This is a genomic window from Exiguobacterium sp. NPDC077395, assembly GCF_050269125.1.
In the GTDB taxonomy this organism is placed as follows: domain Bacteria; phylum Bacillota; class Bacilli; order Exiguobacteriales; family Exiguobacteriaceae; genus Exiguobacterium; species Exiguobacterium aestuarii_A.
Genome location: NZ_JBNNHU010000001.1, coordinates 799,661 through 820,397, shown reverse-complemented (window position 1 = coordinate 820,397; position 20,737 = coordinate 799,661). Strand labels below are relative to the sequence as shown.

Annotated in this window: 18 protein-coding genes and 1 other annotated feature; of the genes, 5 read left to right on the top strand and 13 right to left on the bottom strand. The window is 47.7% G+C overall.

Going from position 1 to position 20,737, the window contains the following annotated elements; all coding sequences use genetic code 11:
- Nucleotides 1–13 precede the first annotated feature (13 nt).
- Genes pulA through pepV form a run of 5 tightly spaced genes read right to left on the bottom strand, consistent with a single transcriptional unit; the run spans nucleotide 14 to nucleotide 6,188 of the window.
- On the bottom strand, nucleotides 14–2,179 hold the full coding sequence (pulA, locus tag ACQKD4_RS04165; RefSeq protein ID WP_427372554.1) for a type I pullulanase: 2,166 nt from the start codon (nucleotides 2,177–2,179) through the stop codon (nucleotides 14–16).
- A gap of 19 nt (nucleotides 2,180–2,198) precedes the next feature.
- Nucleotides 2,199–3,038, bottom strand: coding sequence for a hypothetical protein (locus ACQKD4_RS04160; RefSeq protein ID WP_427372553.1), 840 nt, complete (start codon nucleotides 3,036–3,038; stop codon nucleotides 2,199–2,201).
- A complete protein-coding gene (thpR, locus tag ACQKD4_RS04155) occupies nucleotides 3,008–3,583 on the bottom strand; it encodes an RNA 2',3'-cyclic phosphodiesterase (RefSeq protein ID WP_337874805.1) in 576 nt (191 codons plus the stop codon). Before thpR ends, ACQKD4_RS04160 begins: the two co-directional genes overlap by 31 nt.
- A 5-nt stretch (nucleotides 3,584–3,588) precedes the next feature.
- The gene (locus ACQKD4_RS04150) at nucleotides 3,589–4,740 is read right to left on the bottom strand and encodes an MFS transporter (protein WP_427372552.1); all 1,152 of its coding nucleotides are present in this window, start codon (nucleotides 4,738–4,740) and stop codon (nucleotides 3,589–3,591) included.
- Nucleotides 4,741–4,799: 59 nt separating this feature from the next.
- A complete protein-coding gene (gene pepV, locus ACQKD4_RS04145) occupies nucleotides 4,800–6,188 on the bottom strand; it encodes a dipeptidase PepV (protein ID WP_427372551.1) in 1,389 nt (462 codons plus the stop codon).
- A 308-nt stretch (nucleotides 6,189–6,496) separates the two neighbouring features.
- On the opposite strand from pepV, the gene ACQKD4_RS04140 reads away from it, so the two are divergent.
- Together ACQKD4_RS04140 and ACQKD4_RS04135 are read left to right on the top strand one after the other, a co-directional pair.
- A complete protein-coding gene (locus tag ACQKD4_RS04140; RefSeq protein WP_074033475.1) occupies nucleotides 6,497–6,718 on the top strand; it encodes a DeoR family transcriptional regulator in 222 nt (73 codons plus the stop codon).
- Nucleotides 6,719–6,821: 103 nt separating this feature from the next.
- On the top strand, nucleotides 6,822–7,448 hold the full coding sequence (locus ACQKD4_RS04135; RefSeq protein WP_427372550.1) for a DUF3885 domain-containing protein: 627 nt from the start codon (nucleotides 6,822–6,824) through the stop codon (nucleotides 7,446–7,448).
- Nucleotides 7,449–7,518: 70 nt separating this feature from the next.
- Here ACQKD4_RS04135 and ACQKD4_RS04130 read toward each other — a convergent pair whose 3' ends face one another.
- Together ACQKD4_RS04130 and ACQKD4_RS04125 are read right to left on the bottom strand one after the other, a co-directional pair.
- A complete protein-coding gene (locus ACQKD4_RS04130) occupies nucleotides 7,519–8,229 on the bottom strand; it encodes a pseudouridine synthase (protein WP_427372549.1) in 711 nt (236 codons plus the stop codon).
- Nucleotides 8,229–9,926, bottom strand: a complete 1,698-nt coding sequence (locus tag ACQKD4_RS04125; protein ID WP_214693358.1) for a putative polysaccharide biosynthesis protein — start codon at nucleotides 9,924–9,926, stop codon at nucleotides 8,229–8,231. Before ACQKD4_RS04125 ends, ACQKD4_RS04130 begins: the two co-directional genes overlap by 1 nt.
- A 143-nt stretch (nucleotides 9,927–10,069) precedes the next feature.
- Between ACQKD4_RS04125 and ACQKD4_RS04120 the strand changes: the two genes are divergently transcribed.
- Complete coding sequence (locus tag ACQKD4_RS04120; protein WP_214760132.1) at nucleotides 10,070–11,335, top strand: NAD(P)/FAD-dependent oxidoreductase; 1,266 nt, start codon at nucleotides 10,070–10,072, stop codon at nucleotides 11,333–11,335.
- Between the two features lie 117 nt (nucleotides 11,336–11,452).
- Here ACQKD4_RS04120 and ACQKD4_RS04115 read toward each other — a convergent pair whose 3' ends face one another.
- From ACQKD4_RS04115 to ACQKD4_RS04095, 5 genes are all read right to left on the bottom strand, one after another.
- The gene (locus ACQKD4_RS04115) at nucleotides 11,453–12,457 is read right to left on the bottom strand and encodes a DUF2268 domain-containing protein (protein WP_427372548.1); all 1,005 of its coding nucleotides are present in this window, start codon (nucleotides 12,455–12,457) and stop codon (nucleotides 11,453–11,455) included.
- A gap of 145 nt (nucleotides 12,458–12,602) precedes the next feature.
- Nucleotides 12,603–13,115, bottom strand: coding sequence for a hypothetical protein (locus ACQKD4_RS04110; RefSeq protein ID WP_214693364.1), 513 nt, complete (start codon nucleotides 13,113–13,115; stop codon nucleotides 12,603–12,605).
- A 17-nt stretch (nucleotides 13,116–13,132) separates the two neighbouring features.
- Entirely contained in the window at nucleotides 13,133–14,260 is a 1,128-nt protein-coding gene (locus tag ACQKD4_RS04105) for a hypothetical protein (protein ID WP_427372547.1), read from the bottom strand.
- Nucleotides 14,261–14,377: 117 nt separating this feature from the next.
- Complete coding sequence (leuS, locus tag ACQKD4_RS04100) at nucleotides 14,378–16,783, bottom strand: leucine--tRNA ligase (protein WP_427372546.1); 2,406 nt, start codon at nucleotides 16,781–16,783, stop codon at nucleotides 14,378–14,380.
- A gap of 39 nt (nucleotides 16,784–16,822) precedes the next feature.
- Nucleotides 16,823–17,038: a binding site (T-box leader), on the bottom strand.
- A gap of 39 nt (nucleotides 17,039–17,077) precedes the next feature.
- Nucleotides 17,078–18,268: an MDR family MFS transporter gene (locus ACQKD4_RS04095; RefSeq protein ID WP_353047500.1), complete on the bottom strand. Its 1,191-nt coding sequence runs from the start codon at nucleotides 18,266–18,268 to the stop codon at nucleotides 17,078–17,080.
- A 179-nt stretch (nucleotides 18,269–18,447) separates the two neighbouring features.
- Here ACQKD4_RS04095 and ACQKD4_RS04090 point away from each other — a divergent pair, with 179 nt between their 5' ends.
- Together ACQKD4_RS04090 and ACQKD4_RS04085 are read left to right on the top strand one after the other, a co-directional pair.
- Entirely contained in the window at nucleotides 18,448–19,422 is a 975-nt protein-coding gene (locus ACQKD4_RS04090; RefSeq protein ID WP_427372545.1) for a TIGR01212 family radical SAM protein, read from the top strand.
- Nucleotides 19,376–19,948 (top strand): class I SAM-dependent methyltransferase, encoded by a 573-nt coding sequence (locus ACQKD4_RS04085; protein ID WP_427372544.1) that lies wholly within the window; start codon nucleotides 19,376–19,378, stop codon nucleotides 19,946–19,948. Before ACQKD4_RS04090 ends, ACQKD4_RS04085 begins: the two co-directional genes overlap by 47 nt.
- Nucleotides 19,949–19,979: 31 nt before the next feature.
- Here the strand turns inward: ACQKD4_RS04085 and ACQKD4_RS04080 are convergent, their stop codons facing one another.
- On the bottom strand, nucleotides 19,980–20,693 hold the full coding sequence (locus tag ACQKD4_RS04080) for an alpha/beta hydrolase (RefSeq protein WP_427372543.1): 714 nt from the start codon (nucleotides 20,691–20,693) through the stop codon (nucleotides 19,980–19,982).
- Nucleotides 20,694–20,737: the final 44 nt, after the last annotated feature.

Genomic DNA, 20,737 nt, shown 5'->3' with positions numbered 1-20,737 from the left:
TACAATCAACATCTTAACACGCGAGAATCGTCATTGACAACGACTCGACTTGAATGTGTGACGGGTTTCTTTCGATTGGGATGAGGCTAGCAGTCTCCCCCTGAACATAGACGTTCCATTTCGCATCGCTCTCGAATGACAGTTTTTCGAACGTTCCATTAATATATACGCGTACCCGCTGCCAAGCGTCATACGAGTGGCTCGCCGTCAGTTCATAAATGATGACGCCCGGCGGCGACGGCAGGAATGTGAAATGATCGATGACTTCCTGACGTGAATCGTAACGGAAGCATGTATGCAGTCGTCGCAATTTCAATAGCGTCTTCACATACTCGATCTCACTGATTCGTGCATCGCGTAAGTCCCAATCGAAGTGATTGATGTGGTCTGGTGAATTATAGCTATTCTCTACGCCATGCTTCGTTCGACCGAACTCTTGACCCGCATGGATAAACGGAATCCCTTGAGACGTGATGACGACCGCATTGGCGAGCCGCTGCATTGCGAGGCGAGTCGCTTCATCAACCCCTTCACACGACAACTGTAATTTGTCATAAATCGTATAATTGTCATGGGCTTCGGCATAGTTGATTGAATACGTCGGACTCGGGAAACGTCCGACCGTCACGTTCGGGATATGGACGGCCCCGGTCAGACATTCACGGAGCTCCCATTCTCGCCACTCATTTCCTGAAATGAATCCACGTTCTCGGTCATTGAAGGTCGAACCTTTTAGGGCATCTCGAATCATATCGTTAAAGTGTCCGATACGAGGCATTCGGGCTGCATTTTGCGAAGTCGCCTTTAAGGACTGCCCGAGCGGTGTCGCCAAGTCCCACCCTTCTCCATACACAAGGATGGACGGGTCAACTTTATCAAGGGCGGCTCGTACCTGATTCATCGTCTCGACGTCATGGATTCCCATCAAGTCGAAACGGAATCCGTCCACTCGATAAGTTGTCGCAAAGTATGAGACGAAGTCGACAATCATTCGCCGCATCATATAACGTTCCGATGCCGTATCGTTTCCGACACCGGTCCCGTTTGCGACCGTCCCGTCATGCTCATACCGAAAATAATAATAAGGGACGAGGGCCTCGAGCGGTGAATGTTCACGAATATAGATGTGATTCATCACAACGTCTGTAACGACACGGAGACCTGACCGGTGAAGATCCGCGACAAGTGACGCGTACTCGAATACTCGACTCATCGGAACATCCGGGCTAGAGGCGTAACTTCCTTCAAGGCTGAACCAATGAATCGGGTCGTAACCCCAGTTATACGGCATGCGTGTCGATTCATCGACACTTCCGAAATCATGAACGGGTAACAATTGGACATGGGTCACGCCAAGTTCTTTTAAATAGTCGAGTCCGGCACTGTGACCGTCTTTCGTCTGAACTCCTTTTTCAGACACCCCTCCGTACAGACCTTTCAGTTGGCTCAACGATGAGGGGTGGCTTGTGAAGTCTCGGATGTGCAGTTCATAGATGACGGCATCGGTCGCTTTCCAAAGAGGTGGACGTGGAGCTTGTTCGACTTGTTCATTCACAAATCGTTCCACGTCCATCAATACACCATACTCACCGTTCAAACTGACGGCTCTTGCATAAGGGTCGACGACTTGCCTCGTATCGACGGGCGTCTTTACTTCTAAACGATATAGCATCCCTTCGAACGCTTTAGGCACTTCTCCATTCCATTCCCCACGTGTACCACGATTCATATGGAAGCGTTCGAGTTCACGGTGGTTCGTGTCGTCATGGACGGTAATCCACATCGAGAGTGCGACAGGCGACCAAACGGTCACTTCCATCCCGTGTGGCGTAAATGACAAACCGAGTGGCCCATCATATGAGAAACGACGCTCGAACTCTTCGGAGCGCACAATTTCTCGTGGGACGATGACCGTCGTCTTTTGTCCCGGATGAAACACTGTATACATCATGTCTAAAGAAATGGGTTCATATAGTCGCAGAATTTGTTCAATCATCCCTGATTCGTTCACATGTTGTTGTTCGACCATGTAGTCGATCGGGCGTCCATTCTGTTCAATTTGTACTGGAACGGATTCATATTCGCGAACAATCTCAAGTTGTATGGTCTCAAATGATACGAAAGACGCGCTCTCAATCGTTACATGCGAGGCAGTCTTTTGATCTGGTGTATGATGCATATGCGTCCCTTCCTCTCAATCACTGATCCATAAATTGACGAAACGGCATCTTGGCTGTCACTTCTAACAATGTAGCGACATCGCGAACTTGTTGCGCTTTTACAATCGGTGCGCGCCCATTCACTTGTTTCATCCATTCTTTATACTCATTTCGTCCCACATAATGCGTCGTTCGAACGCTCGGAACGTTATCAAAATAACTATCTGCTGCAATGACGACCTTTTGAAGGACACCCGCATAGTTCGGTACAATTTGTCGAACAAGTTCTTCGGTGCGTGTCAACGCAATGAGCGGGTTCACTACACGAGTATTTTCCCCTTTCAACGGTTGATGAACCCACGTCTTCTCTTTCGATATGTGATAGATGCTTCTGTCTCCCTCGAGCCACTCTATGATATAGAGATGCGTCGGACCGACAAGGACATGACTTAATTCAACGGTCGCACCGTTCCACTCAATGACGGGACGATAAAAGAAGAAGTGTCGTTCATTCCATTCGGAACGCATCACGCGATATGCAAAATCTCTCGTGAATGCCAAATGTGGTAAATCTGCCTCAAGTACCCCTTTACAAGCAAATTGCAGTTTTTGAATGTGTCGGCGCTCTCGAAGTAATTTCTGATACTGTGATTCGGCGAGTGGTTTCGGTTCTAGTTCAATCCGTTCCGACTTCGCCCAAAATTTCCACCACGGCCGATCAATTTCAAGCACTTCGACCGGACTCAGTCGATTGTTTTCATGAAGACGCTGCAATCGGGCCGTATCGGATTCTACATATTCTAAATAGCGATTGTATTGATCTAATACATCACGTTCATATTTTGAGATTACGTCAAAAATTTTAACCGGGATTGCCATATGTCCTCCTCTGGCCGTCTTAACGGAAATACTTCAATCGCCCTATAGGACGGAGTATGATTCGGCTGCACTTCATACAGGATCACTTCTTCCACCGACTCGGTCACGTTGAACTCGGGTGGGACGTAAGCAATCCGTTCCCCTTTGTCCCACTTTTTTGCGAGAGTGACATGAGGGACGAACGTTTTTCGGTCTAAATTTGGAATCAATGCGACGAGCTCTTGACGCAGCGCCGTCGCAAATCGCTGAAGAGCATCTGACGCATCAGGTACGATCGTCAACACGCGTGGACGGTCCGCTCTCCCGAAATGGTCGATGGCATGAAACGTCAACGTGAACGGAAGGGTTTCTTGACTGATTCTTCTAGTGATTTCTTTCACTTCATCCAGCTCTTCACCATCGATCCCCCCTAAAAATTGTATCGTCAAATGAAACTCGTCCGGTCGATAAATTCGCCGATACGAGTAATACGGTAAGATGGCTTGTTGCACAGCGGCGAGTTCGGCCGCTTCGATTGGAATCGCAATAAAATAATGCGTGCTCATCTGATTCATCCTTTCAGTGCGCGACGTGACAGTCCAATCCAAATCACTGCCCCGATTGCCGTGACGATCGTATACATCCAAAATACGCCGATGATGTCATCGAGTTCGATGATTGTACCACTCAACTTGTTGAATCCCGCTGTCGCAAGTCCTGAAGTCAACGCCATGTAAACACCGATTGCCGTTGAAGAGACTTGACGGTCGACAAGTTTCCGGACGAACTGAAGCGCGACCGGGATTAAAAGTCCGACGACGAGACCTTGTGCGATCGCCAGAAGCCAAACAACCCAAATGGGCGGCTCTAATGCAAGGATTCCATTTCGTATGGCCGAGATGAGTGCCGCCCCGACGAGTACCGGGACACTACCGAAGCGTTCTACAAATTGTGATGCCACTTTCATGAAGGGAATTTCAAACAAAACCGCGACGAGGAATAGTGTTCCGACGAGCGTCGTCGATCCCCCGCTACTTGTCACGTACAATCCAAAATAATAGTTGTTCGCATAAATTGGTCCGAAGACGAGCATGCCCCCGAGCAGAAAGAATAAGAAGGACTTATTCCATACAGCTGTCCATGAGATCGGAGCTAACGTGACGTCACGAATCGAGCTCTTTTCCGGAATCATTCGGACGAACACACTTCCGAGGATCAGTAGGACGGCACTTAATACGAACGTACTAGCAAGGCCCCACGTCGTATCGGAAATCCACCCCATCGCAAACACCGCGATGGCAAAACCTGCCGACCCATACAAACGAATCGCTCCATAATCCACTTTTGAACGTGTCGTATAATCGAGTGTCATCATATCGACGAGCGGAATGTGTGCACATTGGAATACAGACCAAATCACCATGAGCATCACAATCCATACATATGAAGTCGCCACTAAAAAAGTAAACGAAATGAGGGCTGCGCTTAACATCGCTAACATGAGCCACGCCTTCACCCGCCCGGTGCGGTCGGTCAACATTCCCCAAAGTGGTTGTACACCAATCGAAAGAATGGGAAGAATGGCCACGATATTTCCGACCTGACTAGGACTCAGTCCGAATTGATCTTGTGAAAAATATAAAGCCATGTAAGGGATCAATGCCCCTTGTGCGAAGAAAATGGCGACATATACAGATTGAAACAATCTTTTTTGCGAATTCAATGATAACTTCCTTCCTAAAGGACAGAGAGCCGACTACATCAGTCAGCTCTCCACGGTTCTTATTTAGCGAGCTCGTAAATCGCTTCAGCATAAATCGCTGCAGCGCGTAATAAATCTTCTATCTCCATGTATTCATCGACCTGATGCGCCACATCTTTAGCGCCTGGGAACAATGCACCGAATGCGACACCTGCCTCGAGTGAACGGGCGTAAGTTCCCCCACCGATTGCCATCAAGTTCGCATGCTCCCCCGTCTGACGTTCGTACACACTAGCGAGCGTCTTCACGAGCGGATGATCTTCAGCCACGTGATGCGGTGGCATATGTTGACGCGTCTTCAATTCGAAACCGAGCGACAACGCGATTTCACGTAGGTTTTGCAACCGCTCTTCAAACTTCGCCGTATAAGGGTAGCGAATATTGACCGTAGCCGTGCGCTCATCTTCGTGATAGCGGAACACACCACCGTTGATCGTCAAATCACCTGTCTCGTCACTCGCCTCAATCCCAAGCGAAATCCCGCGAGAATCGGCAAACACATGACGAACGAGTTCAATATAGCGTTCCCCTTGAATATCGAGCGGAAGGTGCAACAAGAATCCAGCGAGGACGTAGGCCGCGTTGATCCCGTTATCCGGTTCCATCGCGTGTGCCGCTTTTCCTTTCATCGTGAACGTATATGTGCCGCGATCATACACGCACGTCCCGTCCGCTTCATACTTTTCAAGATAAGCCTCGAACTTGTCTTCGAGTACCTCGTCTGTTTTCAATTCAGCTTTCGCGAAGTCCGGCACCATGTTCGGACGCTCTCCACTCGTGAATGAGAGAAGGTGATACGCAGACTCTGGTGCGCGTTGAATCGGAAGTTGTGTCAATACACCGTCATATAGCCCTTTCTCCGCGTTAATGATTGGGAAGTCCGCGTCTGGTGCAAAGCCGTATGTCGGCATCTGTTCTTGTTTAAAGTATTCGCGGACACAGCGCCACTCGCTCTCCTCGTCACAACCTGCAATCAGGCGGACACGTTTCGAGAGCGGTAATCCGAGTTCTTTAACGATACGTAAGCCATAGTAAGCAGCCATCGATGGCCCTTTATCATCATTGCTTCCGCGAGCGACGATTTTTCCGTCCGATGTAATCGTCGGATTGAACGCACCATACGTCCATCCTTCACCTGCAGGGACGACATCAAGGTGACATAAGATTCCGACGATATCCTCACCATCCCCATACTCCAAGTGTCCCGCATATCCACCGACGTCCTTCGTTTTAAAGCCATCTCGCTCACCAAGCTCAAACATGTAATCGAGCGCTTTTCGAACCTCTGGCCCGAATGGCATGTTCGGTGCGGCTTTTGATTCATCGAGCACGCTAGGGATTTGTAGTAATCCTTTTAAATCTTCTAAAAATGCATCTTTACGATTGTCGACTTCTTGTCTCCAATTCATGTTCATCTCCCCTTTTGCGAATGTTCTCTCCCTTACTAGTATATCCAAATGAATGAAAGACGAACATTCATTTAGAAAAGTTTTTTTCGTTCGTGTTTGACCTCGTTTTAAATACAAAAAAACAATCTTCATTCGATATTTACGTTCATAATCAAATCTTTACAAACAGATTGTTCGTGCTTTCTGCTTGCATTTTTGTACAGGAGCGGTATACTAAAGGTGTAATTTTAGAAAATAACAATTTTATATTTCATTTTGTCGTCTGTAGGTATGGTTTATCATTATTCTACACATTGGGAGGTTATCCAATGAAAGGCTCAACAGATCGGATGTTAACGCGCATCAAGTCCATTTATTTGTTCATCAATGAAAGGGAGACAGTTACCACTTCAGAACTAGTAGAAGAGTTCGGCATTACGTCGCGCACTGTGCAACGTGATTTGAACGTGCTTGAGTACAATAATCTTGTGGAGAGCCCTAGCCGTGGCACGTGGACTTCATCGAAACGTTCACTCAAGACGGCAAATTGAAACGTATATGTAGATTCAAGAGACCTGATGTTCAGGTCTCTTTTTTATGAAAGAAGGTCTTGTGGTTTTGGATTGTATCAAATGTTCAAGATGAGGTGATGATGTGAAAGAAGAAATAATGAAGTACATAGATAATCATTTTCCAAACCTATCTGGAGAAGTCCATCTAAGATTCGAACTCGGCGAACCGTATAAAAACGGAACGGATGAGAGAATAGAGCAGGTGGTAAAAAGAGTGACGACATTGTTCGAGGAAGTGTTTCAATCTGATGATTACATCCATGTCTTTATCAAGGATTGGAACGAAACAGAGGACATCATGTTCGGGAATACCACTCCCGAATATTTGTATGCTTTATTCATGAAGCAACAGATTGAAGAAGAAACGTTATTCGAATTAGATGAAGATATAGACGAAAAAACAGGGGAAATTATAGAAATCAAACATGAATATAAAGCGAAATTTGTATCCTCGCAGATAAAGTCAATCTCTTACGAGAAAATCCTTAGAGGTATAGGAAATTACGAGCAAGGAAGAGAACCTTCGATTGGACAAACGGTATACTTTATAAGCACTGAAAAGAACATCGTTTTTCATATGTATGATGATCGAGGTTGTACCATAAGTTCAAATGAAGTTGAACCATTAGTCCCTTTATATCATAAATACAACGACTGGTTAGTTAACTATTGGCGTGCTGATTTTGATGTAATTTTCAAAAAGATATGATCGAAAATTAGAGCTTTTTATACAAAAAGAGAATCCGCCCAATTGGACAGATTCCCTCTCACCTCTTTAATTATTGAAGAAACAATTGAACTTCTTCTTCCGTCAACTCACGATATGCCCCGAGCTCGAGCGTCTCATCGAGTTCAAGCTCCCCGATTTGTACACGCTCTAATCGCTCGACGTGTTTGCCTACCGCCGCGACCATTCGTTTCACTTGATGATATTTCCCCTCAGATAATGTGAGACGGATGACAGAGCGACGTCCGCTCCGACTCAAAATCTCGAGTCGGGCCGGCTTCGTCGTATATCCATCTTCTAATTCGACGCCGTTTGCAAACGCCTTGATGTCGTCCACGGTCATCTCCCCATCGACTTCAGCGATATATACCTTGTCGACATGTTTACGTGGTGACATGAGCGCATGGTTAAACGCGCCGTCGTTTGTAATGAGGAGAAGTCCCGTCGTATCTTTATCGAGCCGTCCGACCGGGAAAAGGTCGTAATGGGCATACTCCGGATCAATTAACTCGATGACTGTCGTCTCGACTTGATCTTCCGTCGCACTGATGACCCCTTCAGGCTTGTTCATCATGAAATAGATGAATGGACGATATTCAACGACTTCCCCGAACACCGTGACTCGCTCTGATTCTGGGTTAACGTGTCGTTTCGCATCTTTTACAGGTGCATCATCGACTCGTACTGCCCCTTGTTTTAATAGGATTTTTACATCTTTTCGTGATCCATATCCCATGTTCGATAGCAATTTATCAATTCGCATTATCCGTTCCTCCGATATTCAAAGCGTTTCCCTAATAATTTCCCTGCAAGATGGCTGCGCCAGCCGAGATATCCGTATACGAGAATCCCGACGATGACACCGACGATTGTCGCAAAGATGTCATTTCCCCAACTCGCTTCTTCTTGCAACGTGACGAGAAGAGAAAGGTAAACAGCCGCAAACATCGCCGCCCCCATCAAGAACATTAAGATGGTCCGACGAAGCAACTGCTTGTATGGGAAATGTAGAGACCGCTGAATCATCCATACCATGAGCACGATCGCCACAATGTATCCAGCAATCGTCGCATAACCCGCACCGATACCACCGAGCCAATAGACGAACGGCACGTTCAGGGCGAGTTTTGCCAACAGACCCATCGATGTAGCAAAGATGGTGAAGTACTGACGGTTAATCCCTTGGAGAATCGCAGCCGCAACCGAGTAATAGGCTAAGAAGAAAGCACTCGGTGCATAATGAAGTAAATACACCCATCCTTCACGGTCTCCCGGGAACAACGTCCCAAACAATGGTTCCGCGAGAGCTACGAGTCCGATGACAGCAGGAATCGTCACAAAGAACGAGACTTGGAAAATATGATTGACTTGATTTCGTACTTTCAGCATATCTCCTGTCGTAAATGAACGGGTCACGAGCGGGATGGTCGCCATCGAGACACTCGCCGCAATCGACACAGGGATCAATACAATCTTATGTGCGTTTCCGGTCAAGAATCCATAAGCCGATGTCGCTTCGGATACGGTCGCACCCGAACTGAGTAACGTATTGACCATCGTCAACTGATCAATCAGCTGATAGAGAGGGGTCGATACCCCGACCATCACGATTGGGATTGAGTAGCTGAGCAACTCGAGTAACAACGACTTCATCGAACGGACAGGTGTGCCCGCTGGATTATCCGTCTGACGATGGATGTCTTTTCGACGCTTCCAGTACATCATGAGTACGACAAAACTACCGATTGCCCCAACAAAAGCACTGAACGTCGCAATCGTGACGGCAATGACTTTCAATCCATTCAGTTCAGTCGTCTCGACGGATTGCGTTCCTCCAAGAGCATTCGCGATTGGTCGAATGAAGTCAGAGTCCGCAAAGACGAACAAGACGAGCATCGTCCCGCTGAGAAGGAATAGAATGCGCACGATTTGTTCGACGACTTGTGAGATTGCCGTCGGAGCCATGTCTTGATGTCCTTGGAAATAACCACGAACCATACTCATCGCCGGGATGAGCAGTAACGCAAAACTGACGCTTCTCGTCACGAGTGTGAGCGAGTCAATGTATTGCTGATTGTTCTCCGAATTTCGGACCATCAGCTCGGATAGCCATGGTGCCGCAAAAAAGAGTAATAAAAAAGCGACGACACCGGTCGCAAGCATCAGCTTCATTCCTTGTCGGAACAATCGTTGACTCGTTCCATATTCCCCTAGCGCATTATATTTGGCGATAAATTTCGAGACGGCAACAGGGATCCCTGCCGTCGATATGGAGATCATGATTGCGTAATACGTATATGCTGCTTGATACAACGTCACTCCGGCAATCCCGACCATCGCTTGGAACGGGAATGTGTACAACAGCCCTAACATCCGGGAAATCAAGTTTCCCGCCGATAAAAGAAGCGTTCCTTTGACGAAGGAGGCTCTTCCAGAATCTTGTTTGGCGCTTGATGACATGAGGCACCTCCATCTATAAATCAACTATTCATATGAATTCGGTTTTACAAAACAACCGCTTCTCATTATACTCTTACTGTTACGGATAATAAAGTTACGATAATTTTACTAATCATATAGATGAAGAAATGAGGAGATTATACATGAAAGATGTCATCGTCATCGGCGGAGGTCCAAGCGGACTTATGGCCACGTATGCAGCTGCAAAGAGCGGCGCATCGACCTTGTTGATTGATAAAGGGTCTAAACTCGGTCGGAAATTAGCGATTTCAGGTGGAGGACGTTGTAACGTCACGAACCGAAAACCAATCGATGAATTGATTCAGTTCATCCCTGGGAATGGCCGCTTTTTATATAGCGCCCTCGCTCAGTTCGACAACCAATCGATCATCGACCTGTTCACAGGATTCGGCATCCCGCTGAAAGAAGAAGACAACGGGCGCATGTTCCCAGTGACCGATAAGGCACAAGACGTGGTCAACACGTTGCTTCGTGCGATTGAAGACCTCGGTGTCGAGATTCGAAAAAAAGCAGAAGTCAAAACACTACATTTTAATGAAGAAAATGAGTTTCATGCGGTCGAGTTGATGGACGGTGAAATGATTGAAGCGAAAGCTTGTGTCGTCGCGGTCGGCGGACAATCCGTCCCTCATACCGGGTCGACAGGTGACGGTTATCCGTGGGCACAAAAAGCTGGGCATACGATTACGGAGCTATTCCCGACAGAAGTGCCAATCAAATTGAATGATTCATTCATCGGAACGAAACAACTTCAAGGATTATCGTTACGTGACGTCGCGTTGACGGTGCATGGCAAAAAAGGAAAAGCGATCAAGACGCACCAAGGTGACATGATCTTTACCCATTTCGGGATCTCAGGTCCAATCGCGCTCCGTTGCAGTCAGTACACAATCAAAGAGCGGAAGCGCAGCAAAGAACAAGTCGTCCTCTTGTCACTCGACTTCTTCCCGGACACGTCACGAGATGAACTCGTCCAGGAATTGTGGAATCAAGTGCAGAGCCAACCGAAGCGTGCCGTTAAAAACGTATGGAAAGGCTACATCCCCGAGCGACTTCTTGACTTGTTGTTAGAAGAGCTCGCATTTGGAGAAGAAGACGCCAGTCAGTTGAAGAAGCAATCCGTCATTGATTTCGCAACGCGTTTGAAAATGTTTGAGATGCACGCCGTCGGGACACTCGACTTTGACAAGGCATTCGTCACGGGTGGTGGCGTTTCGGTTAAGGAAGTTGCGCCACAGACGATGATGTCAAAGAAAGCACCAGGTCTCTTCTTTGCCGGTGAAGTGCTCGACATTCATGGATACACAGGCGGCTACAACATCACGGCCGCCTTCACAACTGGACATTGTGCCGGTTCACACGCAGCTGAACTGGCGACAGAGCGGTAAAGGGTTCGGCCCAACGCATCGTCTGCGTTCTATCGTGATTACTAAAGCATATATGTACAATCAAAAGGCTTGATCCTGTCTCATTCAGGGTCAAGCCTTTTAACATTCTTTTTCAACTTAATTTTCCAATTCCATCACATCTCGATACTTGTATTTTTCTAAAAGCTCATGATCTTCTTTGAAGGTCCATTCGGGAATCGACAGCTCTGGGTGCGCCGTCAAATAGTCATGAAGCACATCCCTCCCTAGAATATAGTTACTCCAACGTGGCATATCTTTTTGATAATTACCAACCGCAAAATCGGTATAGGTTGTTTCATAATCATTCACTCGGCTCGCGATGTGTTCCATGGTCGCTTCATCAATCTCTACATTCCACGGGGGAGTCACATCTTTGACGATCTGGTCAGCAAACGTATCGGCTTTTCCTTCAATGATGACAGAATCGAGAATTGTTTTAAGACGGAACCCAGGGTGATTCTGAACAATCAGATGATGATACTCGTGAGCCGTCGTATAGGCTAGCACACCTTTATCAAAATCTGTATCGAGAAACAAGATGAATGCGTCCTTGTACGCCGCTCCTGCTACACCTTTCAACGGTTCACTATCGTAGAAAAATTCAGGATTATACGGTGCAATAAACACCGTACCTTTCTCTTTAGGAAGGATTTGATTTGAATCTGCGTATGTTGATGCAATAATCTCTTTAATCTCATCATGCTGATTGATCAACGTATCCAGTTGCTTTAGCAATTGTTGCTTATGAGGAGTCGGCTTTAGTGAAAAATCAGTTTTCAATATGGATGTATCGATTTTTTCTTCCTCTCCGACCTCTCCTATGTAATCTAATACATATTTCTTGAAGTTCTGTTTGTTCTCCTCCGCATCGGTTGTTTCAAGAGATGCATTCAAATATTGTTGGTATTGGGTGTAAAGTGGAACGATTGTCAATTCATTCTCTTCGTTGATTTTTATCGTTTCGATTGAAACGTCAGGCTCAGACGTTTTAGATTCTGACGTTTTTTCATCATTGCTACATGATGCTAACAGAAGTACTGAACTACAACATAGAATACCGAATAATTTTTTCAGCTGAATGACCTCCATCTCAATGATCAATATTCTTCGCTCGCTTAATTATGTTAAATTATACCATTAATTACTCTCATGACCTTCCTAATCCCATCTAATTCCATGATGTCGTCACGACCACAACAAAAAAACGACTCAAACCCTTTCTAATGAGGGCTCAAGCCGTTTGTGATTATTCTTTCCCTGCGATTTGACGACGCACTTCTTTTTCGAGCTCCGGCTCCGGTGGCATCCAACCTTCAGGTTTCATGACTTTATTGTCCGATTCGCGTAAGATCGGTTTCCCGTCCGGTCCAAGCTTCGCCATGTTGGCACGCTGGACGATTTCAAACAACGGAACGGGATCAAGTCCGAGTTCAACGAAACTGCCCATCACAAAATATAACGCGTCCGTTAACGCATCCCCTTGACCGACGAGGCGTTCCACATCATCTGACGGCGGTGCGTCTTGTAATGATTTTTGGACCGCTTTTTGGAAGCCTTCTTGGAATTGCTCGATGGCCTGTAAGAACTCTTCTTCTGTCTGTGACGATTGGTGTAAAAACTCAACGACCGCTTCCTCTGCCGTCCAAACCGATCGTTTTGTCGCACGATCAAGTGTCAACGGTTGCGGAGATTTTGCTCCTGGATGTCCGAAAGTCTCATGGAATTGTTTCACTTCTTCAAAAAAGTAACGTTTGCTCATCTGTTCTTCCCCCATTGTCAGTCCACGGAGACGAAGGCATCCAAATCGAATACTTCCGGGTGGACGATTGCAAAGATTTCATTGTCTTGTAAAAACATGCCGGTCGAGTCATACACGCGAGGTGTCACCATCTGACCGTTGATGGTACCTTCTTCCGGGTTGACCGTATAGAGGACGAGTTCTTCCGAGTCGAGCACGTATATTCGGCCTTGTCGCTCGACAAGCCCAACGCCTTCGAATCGCTCAAACTTTTGCTGGATTGAGGCGCTCATCCCGTCAGCCGATAACGCTTGACGCGAATCGAGCATCCATTCCGTTTCCGGTTCTTTTTCCTCGACTGCCTCATCTGGCGTATCCTGCTCATTCTCAGGTGCCTCTTCTTCCGCAGCGGCCGTCTCACTAGAGACATCGTCATTCGTCGAGACATTTTCTGTCGTCGCTTCTTCTGTTGATTGTTCAGTACCTTCAACATTATCATCCGATTCTGTCGATTCTTCTGACTCGTTTTCCGCAGGCACTTCCGGTTCGATTTCACGCTCTTCGATATAAAGGAGCTCAAGGTCCGGCGTGTCTGCTAATCGATTCATCATGAAGAGACGATTCGATTCTCGGTCATAGCCGAGACCAAAGATTCGGTCTTCCGATACGAGACCTTTGATTTGTTTACGTGGTCTCTCGACCCAGCGTCCTTCTTCTCGCTCAATCGTGATGAGCGTCCCGTTCGCTGTCACCGCATACACAAGATCTTCTTCGACCATGCGCATCCCGATAAAATCATCGAGTCGCGCCTGTCCCGTATTTTCCAGTTGAAGCACTGAGTTGACGCGTGTGCCGTTCCCGCTCACTTCGAAAAATTCAGCCTGCTCGGTAAGCACGAGATAGGCCCCGATCGTATCGCTATAGTACACTTCATCGATCTGGTTGATTTGCTCGAGCGCATCGGTCGTATCAATATCTTCGTCATCTTGCGCTGCCTCCACAGGCGGGAGGGATGCCGTTTGATGACTCGTTTGAATGTCGATTTTTTCAAATGTCGAGGCGACCTGTCGCTGAATCTCTTCATCAGAGAAGACAAAGACATAGCAAAGGATCACGCCGACCACGACAGCACATAGTGTCGTGTATAGCACATAAGAACGTTTCATGGACATGTCGTCCCCTTCTACTTCAGTATCGCCCTTTAGTGTATCAAAACCGACCGTAAAAGAAAATGACCTCACCAAAAAGAAAAGAATGTGCGACAATGTCACACATTCTTTCGATTACCCCACTACAATATTGACGAGTTTTCCAGGGACGACAATGACTTTACGAACCGTCTTGCCTTCTGTGAACTCTTGGACACGCTCGTTGTCGAGCGCCTCCGCTTCAAGCGCTTCTTTTGATGCGTCACGCGAAACGTGCATTTTCGCACGAAGTTTCCCGTTCACTTGGATGACGACTTCAATCGTGTCACTCACAAGTTTTGACTCATCGTACGTCGGCCAAGCCGCATACGTCAACTCTTCCGTCATGCCCATCTTCTCCCACAACTCTTCAGACAAATGCGGAGCAACAGGTGAAAGCATCTTGATGAAGTCGACCATTTGCGATTTTGGCAACGTCTCTTGTTTGTTCGCTTCATTGACGAAGACCATCAACTGAGAGATTGCTGTGTTGAAGCGAAGTGCTTCATAGTCTTCAGTGACTTTTTTCACCGTCTGATGATACGTACGTTCAAAGTCGGCAGTCGGTGCCACGTCCGCAAAGTTCGTTTGATTGAACAAACGCCATACGCGGTCGAGGAAGCGACGTGCCCCGTCAAGACCATTCGTTGACCATGCGATTGCTGCGTCAAGTGGGCCCATGAACATTTCATAAAGACGGAGTGTATCCGCGCCGTGTGATTTCACGATATCATCTGGGTTGACGACGTTCCCACGAGATTTCGACATCTTCTCGTTGTTCTCACCGAGGATCATGCCTTGGTTGTACAATTTTTGGAACGGCTCGTTCGTCGGAACGACACCGATATCATAAAGGACTTTATGCCAGAAACGTGCATAGAGCAAGTGAAGAACGGCATGTTCTGTACCACCGATATACAAGTCGACTGGAAGCCAACGTTTGAGTTTTTCAGGGTCCGCAATCATTTCTTCGTTATCTGGATCGATGTAACGGATGTAGTACCAGCAGCTACCTGCCCATTGTGGCATCGTGTTCGTCTCGCGACGACCTTTTTCCCCCGTGACAGGATCTGTGTACGTCAACCACTCTTCTGCGTTCGCAAGTGGCGACTCACCCGTACCAGACGGTTTGATTTCATCGATGATCGGAAGTTCGAGCGGAAGCTCTTCGACCGGTACCGTCTTCATCGTTCCGTCTTCCATGTGGACGACCGGAATCGGTTCTCCCCAGTAACGTTGACGGCTGAACAACCAGTCACGAAGACGGTATGTCGTCTTCGCACGACCTGTACCAGCAGCTTCGAGTTCTTCAATGATCGTCTTGATTGCATCGGCTTTATTAAGACCGTTCAAGCTACCTGAGTTGACGTGCTCTCCGTCTTCGACGTAAGCCGCCTCTTCCAAGTTTCCACCTTTGACGACTTCACGAATCGGGAGGTCGAACGTTTTTGCAAACTCATAATCACGCTCGTCGTGTCCAGGAACGGCCATGACTGCACCTGTCCCGTATGTCGAGAGAACATAGTCTGCTGTCCAAATCGGAAGTTTCTCACCGTTCATCGGGTTGATCGCATAAGCGCCCGTGAAGACACCTGTCTTCTCTTTCGCAAGGTCTGTACGCTCGAGGTCCGTCTTCTTCGAAACTTCCTCGATGTATGCTTCTACTGCCGTTGATTGTTCAGGCGTTGTGATCACTTTCGTAAACGGATGCTCTGGTGCGAGCGTCACATAGGTCGCTCCGTGAAGTGTGTCCGGACGTGTCGTGAAGACCGTGACAATCTTGTCGTGACCGTCGACTTTGAAGTCGACCTCGGCACCGACCGATTTCCCGATCCAGTTGCGTTGCATCTCTTTGACGCTCTCTGGCCAGTCGAGACCTTCCAAGTCTTCAAGCAAACGCTCCGCGTATTCTGTAATGCGAAGCACCCACTGTTTCATCGGAACACGGTATACCGGGTGGTTCCCACGCTCTGACAAGCCGTCGATGACTTCTTCGTTCGCAAGGACCGTGCCAAGTGCAGGGCACCAGTTAACGGCAACTTCGTCGACGTATGCGAGGTCACGCTCGAACAATTGCGTGAAGATCCATTGTGTCCATTTATAGTATTTCGGGTCCGTCGTGCTGATTTCACGGGCCCAGTCATACGAGAAACCGAGTTCTTTCAACTGACGGCGGAACGTCTCGATGTTACGAGCTGTGAATTCGCGTGGGTCGTTCCCTGTGTCGAGCGCGTACTGCTCGGCAGGAAGACCGAACGCATCCCAGCCGATCGGGTGAAGGACGTTATATCCTTGCATCCGCTTCATACGAGCGATGATATCCGTCGCCGTGTAACCTTCCGGGTGACCAACGTGAAGGCCGGCACCTGATGGGTACGGGAACATATCAAGGACGTAAAAACAATCCTTCTCCGGGTCTTCTGTCGTTTTGAATGCGTCTTTCTCTTCCCAACGCTTTTGCCATTTCGGCTCGATTTCTTGATGTTTAAAATAGCTCAACATTCTTCCTCCTCTGCATAATAAAAAGCCTTCCGTCCCCGAAAATGGGACGAAAGGCTTGAAAGCTCTCCGCGGTACCACCCATGTTGCATTGCTGCCACTTGAGACGCCGATAACGAGGCGTAACCCCGGTTTTCCCTACTCGGTTCAGGAAAACAGCTCCAAGGCGAGTTCACGACCTCCATTTATCGATTCACACCAACCATCGACTCTCTTTGAAACGGAACGTTCGCTACTAATCCTCTTCATCGCTTGCTATTCATCGTAGTCTATTTTAGCCCATTCTGAAATTCAACGTCAACTTGATTTTTCAGCGACGCGAATGTCTTTCATAATGACGAATAGAGTAAGGGCGAACGTAGCGAGTAGAAGAAGCATGCCGAAGACCGCAGTAATGCCGAACATGTCATATACAAATCCGGACAATGTCGGCCCAATCATCCGGCCGACTGATGCTGCGATATTGACGAGCCCTTGATATTGTCCCGCCTTACCAGGAGGGGCAAGTTTTGCTGCAATCGTCGGGACTGCTGGCCAGACGAACATTTCCCCGATTGTCATGACGACCATTGCGACCATAAACATGCCAAATCCGCCAGCGAACGGCACGATCAAGAAGGCACCCAGGAAAATAGAGGCCCCGATAATCAATTGACGTTTTAAGTCGTCCTCAAACTGTCGTAAGACACGGTTGAGTAACGGCTGTGCGAATACGATCATCGCCCCGTTCACCGTCCAAAGCAGTGAATATTGGCTAATTGTGACACCAAGGTCTTTCGAATGAACGGCAATCGTCCCTTGCCACTGAACGTACACGAACCAAAGCACGGCGTAACCGACGGCGACATACCACATCGACTTCATCGTTGCGCTCGAGAGGGTCGTGGCGGCTGCCTCTAACTGTGATTGAACGACAGGACGTGCCGGGTTTTTCAAGTAGCGAAGTCCAAATAAAAGGACCACGACAAATAAGACCGACAAGAAGAAGTTCGCATAAAAGATCCACTCGATGTTAAAACGCGCGATTTGACCACTCATGGCCGTACCGAGGGCGACACCTACGTTTTGCGCAACGTAAATCGCGTTGAACGAACGGCGTCCACCTTCTGGCCAGATGAGTCCCGCAAACGCGTAAACGGTCGGAAAGACGAGTCCACCTGAGAACCCAATCATACCGAGCCACACCAAATAGCCGAAGAACGTGGCGTGGAACAGTAAAAACCCGAGTGAGCTCGCAAGCAACAAACCGACAGAAATCATGAGCGTCATCTTTCCACCGATTCGGTCAAATAATGTCCCTCCGATGTAGTTTCCGACGATCGCGAGTGCGGAGTTCACAAGAAGTGCCACCCCAGCAAGTGTCATCGACTCACCTAAAAAATCATGAATATACAGTGTGTTAAATGGCCATAAAAAAGACGCCGCCGTTGTATTGAGCGCCATCGCAATGACTAGAATCCATACCGAAATTGGCATTTTATTGTTCACACCAAGTCCTCCTTTCATTCCTCTTTCACATCAAAAAAAATCGGCACAAATGGCCGAATCGACAAGATTTCCTTATCAAACCTAAACGAATGCCAAAGAAGTGTCAAGAAAAATTACTTATTATGAAGTTTTGTCATTTTTCATTTGTGATAGCATGAGCAAGGAAGGAGAGATGTTGAATGAATCCATTTGGTCAAAACCGATATCATACGTTGAATGAAGCGTATCGCCGAGAATATGGAGGAAAGGTTTTCAAGGTCCCGCTTGATGGCGGCTTCACCTGTCCGAACCGTGACGGACGCGTCTCAAAAGGAGGATGTACGTTCTGTTCAGACGATGGGAGTGGTGATTTTGCAGGAAATGCTTGCGATCCGATTCCCGTTCAATTTGCCGAAGTGAAGGCTCGTCTTCACCAAAAGTGGAAGAACGCCAAATACATCGCTTATTTCCAAGCATTCAGTAACACGTACGCGCCGGTCGAACGGTTACGTGAGTTGTACGAACCTGCACTTCTAGAAGAAGGCGTCGTCGGTCTCTCGATTGCGACACGTCCGGACTGCTTGCCAGACGACGTCGTCGCTTATTTAGCAGAATTGAAGGAACGGACATCGCTTTGGGTGGAGCTCGGCCTTCAGACCATCCATGACACGACGGCGAAAAAAATCAATCGTGGACATGACTACGAGACATTTTTGAGCGGTCTTGCAAAACTTCGGCGCCACAACATCCGTGTCTGTGTTCATATCATTAATGGTTTACCAGGTGAGACACTAGAGATGATGCTCGACACAGCCCGAGAAGTTGCTAAAATGGACATACAAGGAATCAAGATCCATTTACTTCACGTCTTGAAACATACACCGCTCGCCCGTCAATACGAAAAAGGCCTACTCGAATTGATGGAGGAAGACGACTATGTCTCCCTCGTCTGCGATCAGCTCGAATGTATACCTCCCGAGGTCATCGTTCATCGTTTGACCGGGGACGGCCCACCTGACTTATTGATTGGTCCGTTATGGAGTCGTCACAAGATGCAGGTGTTAAACAAGATCCGTGCAGAATTGGAACGACGAGATTCTTTCCAAGGAAAAAAGAAGGATGAGATGCATGGGATTAATGAGAGTACTACCGTTTGCAAAACAATTACTACATGACCACCTCGAAGAAGGACATGTCGCCATCGACATGACCGCCGGAAACGGACACGATACGCTATTTTTGGCGAATGCAGTTGGCGAAACGGGTCATGTGTATGCATTTGATATCCAGTCAGAAGCGGTCGCGTCCACACGCGCACGTATACAGGAAGCCGGTCTCGATGAACGGGTGTCCGTCATTCATGACAGTCACGACACGGTTCAAGCGGTCGTCACGAACGAGACGCGCCCCATCTCCGCTGCCGTCTTCAATTTAGGTTATTTACCAGGAAGCGATAAATCAATCACGACTCACGGGAATACGACGATTGCCGCATTATCTCAATTATTAGAGGTCATGACCGTCGGTGGCGTCATCGTCATCGTCATCTATCACGGACATGAGAGCGGAAAAGTCGAACGGGATGAAGTGCTTCATTACGTGGAGTCGCTTGACCAAAAACAGGCTGGCGTCCTCCGCTACGGTTTCATCAACCAAATCAATCATCCACCATTCATCGTGGCGATTGAAAAACGCACATAAGCAAAAGGCGACTCATTCGAGTCGCCTTCTGTCATTCTTGAATCAATTCATAAAACGTCATCAATGTCTCCGCAAACTTGGTGTTCAAACGTTCATATCCAAAATGCGGGAATCCTTCCAACCGACGGATGTAGACTTGATCCCCACCAATCTTCCGGCAAACGTTTAACGTCAACTTCACGTCCGCAAATTGATCGTCTGGTGCATAGAAACAAGCAAGCGGAAGTCGTGGTAAGTGCTTCTTCTCTTCTTGATGTTCCACGATTTCTTCTTCAATCTCACGATATTGCGCATAGGTGATCTCACCGAAGCGTGACGATTCCTCGCCTCCACCAGTGAATGTCATCATCCCGAGCGGCATGTCTGGGCGGAAACGGTCGACAGCACTCGCGACGACTTGTTTCAATCCGCCGATTTGACGAGTGGCATGCCAATCAAATAAAGGAGAGATATACGTCAAACTCCCAAGCGGCACATCATACTCTTGCAAGAGTCGGTTCGTGAAAAGTGCCCCGAGACTGAATGCCACGACGTGGATCGGTAGTTTGTATTCCCCTGCCTCACGCAACGCTCGCTTGATGAGCTGTTTATGGTCATCTGCCGTCAATCCGACCGATTGGTCACGGACGACAATTACTTCGTACTCGTCTTGGAGTCGGCGAATAAAGTTCTCACTAATCCGAGACGTGAACTGTAGCGGGTACACGATGACGATGACCCCTTTTCGTGCTTCTTCATATGTCATGCTGCCGTCACCTCATTTTTAGACTATATGTATTGTATCAAAAA

Excerpts from the sequence above, each read along its gene's own strand:
- pulA (WP_427372554.1), bottom strand. The coding sequence starts at position 2,179 with ATGCATCATACACCAGATCAAAAGACTGCCTCGCATGTAACGATTGAG.
- ACQKD4_RS04160 (WP_427372553.1), bottom strand. The coding sequence starts at position 3,038 with ATGGCAATCCCGGTTAAAATTTTTGACGTAATCTCAAAATATGAACGT.
- thpR (WP_337874805.1), bottom strand. The coding sequence starts at position 3,583 with ATGAGCACGCATTATTTTATTGCGATTCCAATCGAAGCGGCCGAACTC.
- pepV (WP_427372551.1), bottom strand. The coding sequence starts at position 6,188 with ATGAATTGGAGACAAGAAGTCGACAATCGTAAAGATGCATTTTTAGAA.
- ACQKD4_RS04140 (WP_074033475.1), top strand. The coding sequence starts at position 6,497 with ATGAAAGGCTCAACAGATCGGATGTTAACGCGCATCAAGTCCATTTAT.
- ACQKD4_RS04130 (WP_427372549.1), bottom strand. The coding sequence starts at position 8,229 with ATGCGAATTGATAAATTGCTATCGAACATGGGATATGGATCACGAAAA.
- ACQKD4_RS04125 (WP_214693358.1), bottom strand. The coding sequence starts at position 9,926 with ATGTCATCAAGCGCCAAACAAGATTCTGGAAGAGCCTCCTTCGTCAAA.
- ACQKD4_RS04120 (WP_214760132.1), top strand. The coding sequence starts at position 10,070 with ATGAAAGATGTCATCGTCATCGGCGGAGGTCCAAGCGGACTTATGGCC.
- ACQKD4_RS04110 (WP_214693364.1), bottom strand. The coding sequence starts at position 13,115 with ATGAGCAAACGTTACTTTTTTGAAGAAGTGAAACAATTCCATGAGACT.
- ACQKD4_RS04105 (WP_427372547.1), bottom strand. The coding sequence starts at position 14,260 with ATGAAACGTTCTTATGTGCTATACACGACACTATGTGCTGTCGTGGTC.
- leuS (WP_427372546.1), bottom strand. The coding sequence starts at position 16,783 with ATGTTGAGCTATTTTAAACATCAAGAAATCGAGCCGAAATGGCAAAAG.
- ACQKD4_RS04090 (WP_427372545.1), top strand. The coding sequence starts at position 18,448 with ATGAATCCATTTGGTCAAAACCGATATCATACGTTGAATGAAGCGTAT.
- ACQKD4_RS04085 (WP_427372544.1), top strand. The coding sequence starts at position 19,376 with ATGGGATTAATGAGAGTACTACCGTTTGCAAAACAATTACTACATGAC.
- ACQKD4_RS04080 (WP_427372543.1), bottom strand. The coding sequence starts at position 20,693 with ATGACATATGAAGAAGCACGAAAAGGGGTCATCGTCATCGTGTACCCG.